At 70.9% G+C, this 10,197-nt stretch carries 10 protein-coding genes and 1 rRNA gene; 7 read left to right on the top strand and 4 right to left on the bottom strand.

Annotation, left to right across the window (positions count from 1 at the left end; all coding sequences use genetic code 11):
- Positions 1-24 precede the first annotated feature (24 nt).
- The 3 genes from ACZ6TV_RS33645 (at position 25) to ACZ6TV_RS33655 (ending at position 2,553) form a co-directional block, all read left to right on the top strand.
- Positions 25-651 (top strand): PadR family transcriptional regulator, encoded by a 627-nt coding sequence (locus ACZ6TV_RS33645; RefSeq protein WP_465301529.1) that lies wholly within the window; start codon positions 25-27, stop codon positions 649-651.
- Positions 652-880: 229 nt separating this feature from the next.
- A complete protein-coding gene (locus ACZ6TV_RS33650) occupies positions 881-1,831 on the top strand; it encodes an ABC transporter ATP-binding protein (protein WP_465301531.1) in 951 nt (316 codons plus the stop codon).
- Positions 1,828-2,553 (top strand): ABC transporter permease, encoded by a 726-nt coding sequence (locus tag ACZ6TV_RS33655; RefSeq protein ID WP_465301533.1) that lies wholly within the window; start codon positions 1,828-1,830, stop codon positions 2,551-2,553. The genes ACZ6TV_RS33650 and ACZ6TV_RS33655 overlap by 4 nt, the downstream gene beginning before the upstream one ends.
- Positions 2,554-2,557: 4 nt before the next feature.
- On the opposite strand, the gene ACZ6TV_RS33660 is transcribed toward ACZ6TV_RS33655, so the two are convergent.
- Positions 2,558-3,184 (bottom strand): NAD(P)-dependent oxidoreductase, encoded by a 627-nt coding sequence (locus ACZ6TV_RS33660; RefSeq protein ID WP_465301535.1) that lies wholly within the window; start codon positions 3,182-3,184, stop codon positions 2,558-2,560.
- A 69-nt stretch (positions 3,185-3,253) separates the two neighbouring features.
- Between ACZ6TV_RS33660 and ACZ6TV_RS33665 the strand changes: the two genes are divergently transcribed.
- Together ACZ6TV_RS33665 and ACZ6TV_RS33670 are read left to right on the top strand one after the other, a co-directional pair.
- Complete coding sequence (locus ACZ6TV_RS33665) at positions 3,254-3,625, top strand: winged helix-turn-helix transcriptional regulator (protein ID WP_465301539.1); 372 nt, start codon at positions 3,254-3,256, stop codon at positions 3,623-3,625.
- Positions 3,625-4,443 carry an SGNH/GDSL hydrolase family protein gene (locus ACZ6TV_RS33670; RefSeq protein ID WP_465301541.1) on the top strand — a complete coding sequence of 273 codons (819 nt, stop codon included), beginning with the start codon at positions 3,625-3,627 and terminating at the stop codon, positions 4,441-4,443. The genes ACZ6TV_RS33665 and ACZ6TV_RS33670 overlap by 1 nt, the downstream gene beginning before the upstream one ends.
- 264 nt (positions 4,444-4,707) lie before the next feature.
- On the opposite strand, the gene ACZ6TV_RS33675 is transcribed toward ACZ6TV_RS33670, so the two are convergent.
- From ACZ6TV_RS33675 to ACZ6TV_RS33685, 3 genes are all read right to left on the bottom strand, one after another.
- Complete coding sequence (locus ACZ6TV_RS33675) at positions 4,708-5,625, bottom strand: NADP-dependent oxidoreductase (protein ID WP_465301543.1); 918 nt, start codon at positions 5,623-5,625, stop codon at positions 4,708-4,710.
- Between the two features lie 393 nt (positions 5,626-6,018).
- A complete protein-coding gene (locus tag ACZ6TV_RS33680; protein WP_465301545.1) occupies positions 6,019-7,515 on the bottom strand; it encodes a class I SAM-dependent methyltransferase in 1,497 nt (498 codons plus the stop codon).
- Between the two features lie 3 nt (positions 7,516-7,518).
- On the bottom strand, positions 7,519-7,836 hold the full coding sequence (locus ACZ6TV_RS33685) for an antibiotic biosynthesis monooxygenase family protein (RefSeq protein ID WP_465301547.1): 318 nt from the start codon (positions 7,834-7,836) through the stop codon (positions 7,519-7,521).
- Positions 7,837-7,955: 119 nt separating this feature from the next.
- Between ACZ6TV_RS33685 and tyrS the strand changes: the two genes are divergently transcribed.
- Both tyrS and ACZ6TV_RS33695 read left to right on the top strand, forming a co-directional pair.
- Positions 7,956-9,224 (top strand): tyrosine--tRNA ligase, encoded by a 1,269-nt coding sequence (gene tyrS / locus ACZ6TV_RS33690; protein WP_465301549.1) that lies wholly within the window; start codon positions 7,956-7,958, stop codon positions 9,222-9,224.
- Positions 9,225-9,908: 684 nt separating this feature from the next.
- Positions 9,909-10,197 (top strand): 16S ribosomal RNA (locus ACZ6TV_RS33695); the annotation flags it as partial.

Below are 10,197 nucleotides of genomic sequence, written 5' to 3' on the forward strand. Positions count from 1 at the left end.
GGCGAGTAGTCCCGGGGGTGAAGCATGGCGAAGCGGCGCAAGGTCGCCAACCTGCTCGGCCTCCAGCTGCTCGCCATGCTGGTCGAGCGGCCCATGCATCCCTATGAGATGGCCACCGAGCTGCGCGGCCGCGGCAAGGAGCACGACCTCAAGATCCAGTGGGGTTCGCTCTACACCGTCGTGCAAAACCTGGAGAAGCACGGATTCATCGAAGCGGCGGAGACGACCCGGGAAGGTCGCCGGCCCGAGCGCACGGTGTATCAGCTGACCCAGGCGGGCCACGACGAGGCCCTCGACTGGCTGCGCGAGATCATCGGCACCCCCGAGCGGGAGTTCCCGAAGGTCAGGACGGCGCTGTCGGTCCTCGGCATCCTCCCGCCCGACGAGGTGATCGACCTCGTCGAGCGGCGTCTCGCCGTCCTCGACCGGCACCTCGCCGAGGAGCGCGCCGACCTGGCCAGGACCCAGGACGTCGTGCCGAGGATCTTCCTCGTCGAGATCGAGTATTCGATCGCCGTCGAGCAGGCGGAGGCCGACTGGCTGCGCGGGTTCCTCGCCGAGCTCAAGGCCGGGACACTGCCCGGCATGGCCGCCTGGCGCAACTACCACGACACCGGGGAGCTGGACATCGAGGCGTTCAGCGACCCGTGAGCCGGGGCCCTGGACATCGACGCGTTCAGCGACCCGCGAGACGGGTCCTGGACGTCCAGGCGTCCAGCGACCCCGGGAGACGCACGAAGCCCCGGTCCGGTGCGGGAACACCGGCCCGGGGCCTGACCTCGACCGATCCCGCGGGAACGAGCCCGGCGAAGGTGTGTGCAACCGCCAGGATAGCGAATTCCCTCGGGACCGGTCCGGACCAACGGAACCGGAGACCACCATGTCCGCTGCCGTCACGGCACACGACCTCGTCAAGACGTATCCCATGGGCGTCACCGCCCTCGACCGGCTGTCCCTCACCGTCCGGCCGGGCGAGGTGCTCGGCCTCCTCGGGCCCAACGGGGCCGGCAAGTCGACCACCGTCAAGATCCTCACCACGCTCACCCGCCCCGACTCGGGCACCGCGACCGTCTGCGGCCACGACGTGCTGCGCCACCCCGGCCGCGTCCGCCGCGTCATCGGCGTCGTCTCGCAGCGCTCCGGCCTCGACCCGGCCGCGTCCGGCCGGGACAACCTGACCCTGCAGGGCCACCTGTTCGGGATGCGCGGCCCGGCGCTGCGCCGCCGTGTCGACGAGCTCCTCGACACCTTCGGTGTCGCCGACGCCCAGCACCGGCCCGTCCGCGACTGGTCCGGCGGCATGCAGCGCCGCCTCGACGTCGCGCTCGGCCTCGTGCACCGCCCGGCCGTGCTCTTCCTCGACGAGCCGACGACCGGGCTCGACCCGGCCGGCCGCGCGTCGCTGTGGACGGAGATCGCCCGCCTCGCCGGCGCCGACCTCGCGATCCTGCTCACCACCCACTATCTCGACGAGGCCGACCGGCTCGCCGGCCGCGTCGCGATCGTCGCCGGCGGCAGGATCGTCACCGAGGGCACCCCCGACGCCCTCAAGGCCGAGCTCCGCGGCGACGCCGTGCACCTGGAGCTGCGGCACTCCGAGTCCGCCTCCGACGCGATGCGCGTGGTGCGGGCGATGCCGGGGCTGCGCGACGTCGCCGTCGAGCGGCGGCGGCTGTCCGCCCGCGCCGACGACGGAGCCGCCGCGGTCCCCGGCGTCCTCGCCGCCCTCGACGCCGCGGGCCTGCCGGTCGCCAGCGTCACCGTCGCCCGCCCGTCCCTCGACGACGTGTATCTCAAGCACGCCGGCCAGCGCATCGAGGTGGCGGCGTGAGCGGCGTCGTCTGGCTGACCGCCCGCCGGTTGAAGGTGTTCGTCCGGCAGCCCGCGTTCCTGGTCATCATGCTCATCCAGCCCGCGATCTGGCTGTTCCTGTTCGGCAACCTGTTCCGCCGGGTCGTGGAGCTGCCGGGCTTCGGCACCGGCAGCTACCTCGACTATCTCGTGCCGGGCGTGGTCGTCATGAGCGCCGTGTCGGCCAACATGTGGTCCGGCATGGGCGTCCTCGAGGAGATCGACCGCGGCACCATGAACCGGTTCCTGATCACCCCGGTCAGCCGCGGCGCGATCCTCAACGCCGCCGTCGTCGAGCAGGCCATCAGCACCACCGTGCAGTCGCTGATCATCGTGCTGCTCGGGATGGCCGCCGGCGCGAGCTTCCCCGGCGTCCCGCTGATCGCCGCGGCGGTCCTGCTCGGCACCGTGTTCAGCGCGTTCTCCAACACGATCGGCATGCTCGCCCGGCAGCGCGAGACCCTCATCGGCCTCAACACGTTGCTGCTGCTGCCGCTGACGTTCCTGTCCTCGGCGTTCATCGCGAAGGACCTGATGCCCGGCTGGATGCAGGCGGTCGCCGCCGCCAACCCGGTCAACTGGGCCCTCGAAGCGGGCCGCGACACACCTGACCTGGCCGCCGGCGGCGGCCTGCTCGTCCTCGCCGCGGCCATGGTGTGGCTGTCGACCCGGACCTTCCGCACCTATCAGAAAGCCGCCTGACCCTTCACCTCTGCACGCTTCTCACGGCGAGCTGGACGCGGTGGTGTGCCGGGGACACCGCCTCGTCCAGCATCGCCGCGGCCAGGTCCTCATACGTCGTCGTCCCGTCCGGGAGCCGGCCGTCGCCGGTCAGCTCGTAGGTCCCCGTGCCGGGCTCGTCGACCAGTTCCATCGTCGGCGTGAACAGCACCCAGTCCACGGCGCTCCGGCGCAGTTCCGCCGCTTCGGCCGCCCGGCCGAGGGAGAACGGCCGGTAGGCGTCGGGGAAGCCGGCCGCCTCGTACAACTTCACCCCGTCCGGCCCGTCGAGGGTCGTCGCGAGGCCCACCACCAGCAGCCGCCCGACCCCGGCCCGGGCGAGCCCGTCGAGCAGGGCGCGGGTGCCGTCCCCGTACAGCGTCGCGGGGTCGACGTCCGGCGTGTACACCGCGCTGACCGCGACGTCGTGCCCCGCGGCGACGGCCGCGACCGACGCCGCGTCCGTCACGTCCCCGGCGACCGCGCCGTCGACGTCCGGGTGCCTGCCGGGGTCCCGCACGACCGGTGTCACCCGCAGCCCCCGCTCCCGCGCCCCGGCCGTGATCCGCCGACCGGCCCGTCCACCCGCTCCGAACACCACCAATGAGGTCATGCCGGCGACCGTAGGACCCGAGACCCCGGTAACTGCAACGTAACTGGCTCATGAGCTACGTTCGGCAGCGTGAGCGAACCACTGCCGCGCGACCTGTTCGACCCCGCGTGCCCGTCGAACGCCACGCCGTTCCAGATCGGCGACAAGTGGGCCGGGATGGTCCTCGTCTGCCTGGAGGCCGGGCCACGCCGCTTCACCGAGCTGCGCGTGCCCATGCACCGCGTCTCCGCGAAGGTCCTCGCCGAGACCCTCCGCGCCCTCGAACGCGACGGCATGGTCACCCGCACCGCCTACGACGAGGTCCCGCCCCGCGTCGAGTACGCGCTGACCCCTCTCGGCCGGACCCTGTTCCCCGCGATGGACGCCTGCCGCGCCTGGGCCGCCGAACACCTCCCCGCGGTCCTCGACGCCCGTGAGCAGTACGCGGGCAGGACCGCCTGATGTCCGCCGCACAACCAGCACGCCCGCAGGAGCGCATGATGTTCCACCGGTACGTCGCGATCGGCGACAGCACCACTGAAGGCATGGACGACCCGGACGGCGCCGGTGGCTACCGCGGCTGGGCCGACCGCTTCGCCACCCACGTCGCCCGCGCGCAGCCGGACCAGCCGCTCGAATACGCGAACCTCGCGATCCGCGGCCGCACCACCGCCCGCATCCGCGCCGAGCAGCTCCAACCGGCCGTGGATCTCGCACCCGACCTCGCGACCGTCGTCGCCGGCATGAACGACATCCTGCGCGGCTCGTTCGACGTCGCCGCCGTCGCCGACGACCTGCGGGCGATGCAGGAGGCCCTCGTCACCCGCGGCGCCACCGTCATCACGTTCACGCTGCCGGACCCGGCACCCGTGATGCCCATCGCCAAACCGCTGCGCGGCAGGGTCGTCGCCCTCAACGCCGCGATCCGCGCGGCGTGCGCCGCCAGCGGCGCGATCCTGCTCGACCTCGGCGCGCATCCGGTGGCGTCCGACCCGCGCCTGTGGAGCGACGACCGGCTGCACGCCAACAGCGCCGGCCACGAACGCATCGCCGCCGCCCTCGCCCACGCAGCCGGCCTCCCCGGCACCGACGACTCGTGGACGCTGCCCCTCCCGTCGGTCCCGCCGCGCCGCCGCCACGAGGTCCTCCGGGCCGAGCTCGCCTGGGGCCGCCGTCACCTGCTCCCGTGGGTCGGCCGCCACCTGCGCGGCAAATCCTCCGGCGACGACCGCTTCCCCAAACGTCCCGACCCGTCCCCGGTCGACCTCCCCGGCACCTGACCGCGCGGCCCCCAGTCGCCTGACCGTGCGGCTCCCCGGCCGCCTGACCGTGCTGCTCCCCGGCGCCTTGCCGGGGTGCTGCTCCCCGGCGCCTGACCGTGTGCCGCTCCCCGGCGCCGCGACCGCCCACGGGCTCGGGCCCGTCGCGCCGCCGCACCCCGTCGTCACCGCGCGGCCGTCCGACCACCATGACCGCGGTCTCCGACGTGCCCGGTTCCGTAGTGCGGTCCCGAGCGATCGGCAGGGGATTCGTCTGCGGATTCGTCAGGGGATCAGGACGACCTTGCCCCGGACGTGGCCGGACTGGCTCAGGTCGTGGGCGGCGGCGGCCTCGGACAGCGGGAAGACCCGGTCGACCGGCATCGAGAACCTGCCCTGCCGGTACAGGTCGGCCGCCTCCTCCAGGGCGTGCCACGCGCGGCCCTCCGAACCGTCGGTCACCCGGGCGCCGAGCTTCGGGGCGTCGAAGTCGGCCAGGCTGACCACGTCCGAGGGCGCCGAGGTGAGCGTGACCAGCTCCGCGACGGCGCCGTGGCCCGCGGCGTCGAGAGCGGCGTCGACGCCCTGCGGCGCGGCGGCGCGGATCCGGTCGGCCATGCCTTCGCCGTACGTGACGGGGACGGCGCCGAGCGTCCGCAGAAACTCATGGTTGCGCTCGCTGGCGGTGCCGACGACCGTCGCGCCGCGGGCGATGGCCAGCTGCGTCGCGGCGATGCCGACCCCGCCGGCGGCGCCGTTGACGACGACCGTCTGACCCTTCTCGACCCCGAGCAGCGCGAGCGCCCGCCCCGCCGCCTCGACGACCCCGGGCAGCCCGGCGGCCTCCTCGAACGACATCCCCTCGGGCTTCGCCACCCAGAACTTCAGCACCGCGAACTCGGCGGCGCCCCCACCGGCCGCGAGCCCGAACACCTCGTCACCGACCCGCGGCAGGTCGCCCGCGTCCGTGCCGGCGGGACCGACCGCGTCGACGACGCCTGACACGTCACCGTGCGGGATCACCGGGAGCCGGGTCGGCGTGGTGTCACCGAACGCCCCGCTGCGCACCTTCCAGTCGAACGGGTTGATCCCCACCGCCCGCACCCTGATCCTGACCTGTCCGGGCCCTGGCTGGGGCTCGTCGACGTCGACGACGTGCAGGACGCTCGACGGACCGTACTCGGAATACCGCAACGCTTTCACGGGATGAGACCTCCGATGCTGGACGGGCTGGACGGGCTGGACGGGCTGGACGGGCTGGACGGGCTGGACGGGCTGGACGGGCTGGACGGGCTGGACGGGCTGGACCGCGAACGTGGCGGACAGGCTGCCCGACGAACAAGGCGAACGGCCGAGCGGACAACAGGCTGCCGATACCCGGCAATCCCCGGATCACCCACCCGAACAGCCCACCGATCGCAGGCCGCCGGGACTCCTGATGCGCAGGGCGGTCAACCCCGGCCGGCACCGAAATCCACGGCACTGAAATCGGAACGGCAATCGAGCTCGAGACGGCAATCGAGGGCGAGACGGCAATCGGGGTTGGGTGGCAGACGACGAGATCGGCGGACAACAGGAGCAGCGGGAGCGGCAGGGTCAGGTGTTGAGCGGGCGGCGGGCCACCAGCAGGACGTGCGTGTCGGGCCACGGCAGCGGCGCCCCGTCAACGGTCGACAATGCGGCGACCGGAGCGAGCCGGTGATCGACGATCCAGTCGTTGCGCCAGGAGTGTGAAGCGCCGTCGACCTCGAAGCCGATGTCGGTCAGCAGCGCCTTCCAGTCGGCGAACTCCAGGCCGCAGAACTGCTCGTGCGCCTCCGACAGCCAGTTGTCCGGATAGTCCTTGTGGGTGAGGAACTCCATCGCGTCGCCGAGGGCGATGTCGACGGTGCCGTCGGGCTGGGCGTCGAACGGCAGCGGGAAGTGGAAGTCGGTGGCGAACCGCTCCAGCCGCGCCCGTGTGGGCAGCCCCTCGACGTGCGCGGCGATCTCGTCGCGGGACATGTCCGAGAGGTCTGCGAGCGCTTCCGCGGGGGCGCCCTGCAGCGCGAGCCGCACCCGCAGGTCGCGGTTGTCGGGGCCGCACACGTCGGAGTTGATCCAGACGCCGCCGGGGACCGTGTGGTCGTAGATGGCCTGCGCGAAGCGGCGCAGCGAGTCCATCCGCTGCCCATAGGACCAGATCTCGTGGGTCAGCGCGAACGTCAGCGTCGTGTCGACCGACCGTGGCTCGAACACGGCGCCGCCCAGCACATTGCGGCAGTAGAAGTAGACGTTGGGGTTGGTGAACCAGCCCTGCGCCTTGCGGTGCACGCACTCCTCGAACAGGTGCCTGGCGACCTCGACGCCGATCAGGTCGCTCTCGCGCAGCGCCGGCTCCCGGTCGGCGAGGGCGAGGACCGCCCCGGCGCCGCACCCGACGTCGACGATCCTGCCCGGGCGCACGTGCCGGCGCACGAGGTCCCATTTGCGCTCGGCGCTGGCCTCGAACGCCTCGGCATAGGTGCGGTAGTCACGGGTGGTGGTGAGGCCGCCCTCCTCGCCGACGACCGGGTCGTTGACGACCTGGGCGACCTGCTCGCCGAGCCGATACCGGTCGAAGACGTCGAGGCTCGCCGGGTGCGCCAGCTCCCGCCAGGCCGGGTCGCCCGCGGCGAGCCGCAGCAGCACGTCCCACGGCCGGTCCGGCGCCGGGTCGTGCTCGGCCTCGACGCCGGCGATCGCGAACCCGAGCTCGGCATACATCGCCGCGACCTCGGGCGTCGAGCACGCCACCACCGTGTCGTGCGGGGTCAGCGTGCGGCCGAGCACCGACTCGACACTCTTGAGGGTGACGTCGGCGAACCGGTCGGTGTGCGCGGTGTCGAACACGGGCACCACCAGGGACCGCAGCCCCTCCTGGACGCTGAACCGCTCGATCGCCGCCTGCCGCCGGTCATAGCCGACGGGGTTGCGTTTGGTGTTCTGATGGTTGGCGCTCGTCACCGCCCACACGACCGTCCGCCCGCCGTCACCGGCGAGCCCGCGCAGGTAGTCCGCCTGGAACCTGGTCAGCAGGTGATGGCGGCCGGGGAACAGGACGAAGCGCTCCACGCCTCAGCCCTCGGCGGGTGCCGGGTCGGCGCTCTGCACGACCTCGAACTCCAGCAGGCTGGACCCGGACGCGACCGGCTTGGCCCGCTCACCCGAGTGCGCCTCCATCGCGGGTCCCTTCACCCACGCCTGGAAGTCCTCCTCGGTCTCCCACCGCGTGTAGACGAAGTAGCGGGTCTCGCCGGCCACGGGGCGCAGCAGCTCGAAGCCCAGGAACCCCTTCGACCCCTCCACGGCACCGTGCCGCGCGCCGAACCGTCGCTCCAGCTCAGGGCCGGCACCTTCAGGGACCTCGATCGCGTTGATCTTCACAACCGCCATGCCACCAACCCTAGCGGCCCCCACCGACATTTCCCGTCGGCCGGGCTTCGGCGGTACCGACGCCGCGGACGCAGACAAGTCGGTGGGCCGCGGCAGGAGGCGGGTGCGAGAATCGCGGCGTGACCGATGTGCTTGATGATCTGCAGTGGCGTGGCCTGATCGCGCTTTCGACGGACCTCGACGAATTGCGCGCCGAGATGGCGAAGGGCCCGCTGACGTACTACTGCGGGTTCGACCCCACCGCGCCGAGTCTGCACATCGGCAACTTCCTGCAGATCCAGACCGTCCGCCGGCTCCAGCTCGCGGGGCATCGACCCCTGGCGCTGGTCGGCGGGGCGACGGGCCTGATCGGCGACCCGCGCCCGACCGCGGAGCGCCAGCTCAACTCGGCGGACACGGTCGCGGAGTGGGTGGAGCGGATCCGCGGGCAGATCGAGCCGTTCCTCGACTTCACCGGCGACAACGCGGCGCAGATGGTCAACAACCTCGACTGGACCGCGCCCATGTCCGCGATCGACTTCCTGCGTGACATCGGCAAGTACTTCCGGGTCAACAAGATGCTGACCAAGGACGCCGTGAGTGCCCGGCTCAACTCCGATGCGGGTATCAGCTACACCGAGTTCAGCTACCAGATCCTGCAGGGCATGGACTTCCTGGAGTTGTTCCGCCGGCACGGGTGCCGCCTGCAGACGGGCGGCAGCGACCAGTGGGGCAACCTGACGGCGGGCACGGATCTCATCCGCAGGGTGACCGGCGAATCGGTGCACCTGCTGGCGACGCCGCTGCTGGTCAACAGCGCGGGGGACAAGCTCGGCAAGTCCACCGGCGGCGGAAGCCTGTGGATGGATCCGTCGATGACGTCGCCTTACGCGCTGTACCAGTACTTCGTGAACCTCGAGGACGACCTGGTCGGCGGGCTGCTGCGCAAGCTGACGTTCCTGACCAGGGAGGAGATCGAGGCCCTGGAGAAGGAGACGGCCGACCGCCCCGCCGCCCGGCTCGGGCAGCGGCGGCTCGCCGAGGAGATCACCCGGATCGTGCACGGTGCGCACGAGACCGAGCAGGTGATCGGCGCTTCGCAGGCGCTGTTCGGCCGTGGGGAGCTCGCGACGCTCTCCGCGTCGACACTGCGGGCCGCGTTGTCGGAGGCAGGGTTGGTACGGGTGGCGCCAGGCAGCTCGGTGGCGGATCTGTTCATCGCTGCCAGGCTGGTCAGCAGCCGCAACGAGGCACGCCGGACGGTTGCCGAAGGCGGTGCGTACGTGAACAACGAGCGGGTGAGCGACGCGGAGGAGATCGTCCCCGCGGAGCGGGCCCTCGCCGGCGGGCTTCTGGTGCTGCGTAAGGGAAAGCGGACGTTCGCCGGTGTCGAGCTCGGCTCGGACTGACCTCGATTTGACTCAGTCGCAGCGATCCACGTAGCTTTTGCGAGCGCCACGGGGCATCTGTCCGGTGGCGCTCTGCGCGACAGGGCACCAGGACCACCACTGAGCGAGTGATCGATTTGGTGGAGATCGGGAAGCCGGGTAACGTAGATGACCGGCAGGGAAACGGGCGGCGCGCAAGACGCGTCGGACGGCCTGCCGGAAGCTCGAACGGCCAGAGACCGGGTGACCGGCTGAAGGTCGTGCCCGTGTGGCGGACAGCATCCAATCGACTTCGTCGATTTGGATGCGGGACGCGAAGCGGGTAAGCTTTACCCCCGGCAGGGACACGGACGAGGCAAGCGGGTCGCTCAAACGAGCCGCAGCGGACGTCCTGCCGAAACCATACGACACTCGACCGGGTTACCGGAAGAGTCGTTGTGTGTCCGTAAAACGGGACAAAGTACGGCGAGCCGGACTTGACACCGCAAAGCGGATATGCTAGGCTAGAGCGGTAAGAAACGCCCCGGGAGATCGGGACTGACAACAGTCAAGGTCTGCGGTGTGTGTTGGTTGTTTGAGAACTCAACAGGGTGCTTGTTAAGCCAGTGCCAATTGATTGACCCCGTGCCGCGTCTTTATGGCGTGGTCGGAGATTCCTTTGGTGACAAACGATTGTTTGTTGCTAGGACAGGTTTTCCACAGATTTTGTTGGAGAGTTTGATCCTGGCTCAGGACGAACGCTGGCGGCGTGCTTAACACATGCAAGTCGAGCGGAAAGGCCCTTCGGGGTACTCGAGCGGCGAACGGGTGAGTAACACGTGAGTAACCTGCCCTAGGCTTTGGGATAACCCTCGGAAACGGGGGCTAATACCGGATATTCATTCTTCACGGCATCGTGGGGTGTGGAAAGTTTTTTCGGCCTGGGATGGGCTCGCGGCCTATCAGCTTGTTGGTGGGGTGATGGCCTACCAAGGCGACGACGGGTAGCCGGCCT

It is taken from the genome of Dactylosporangium sp. NPDC051087 (genome assembly GCF_055586325.1).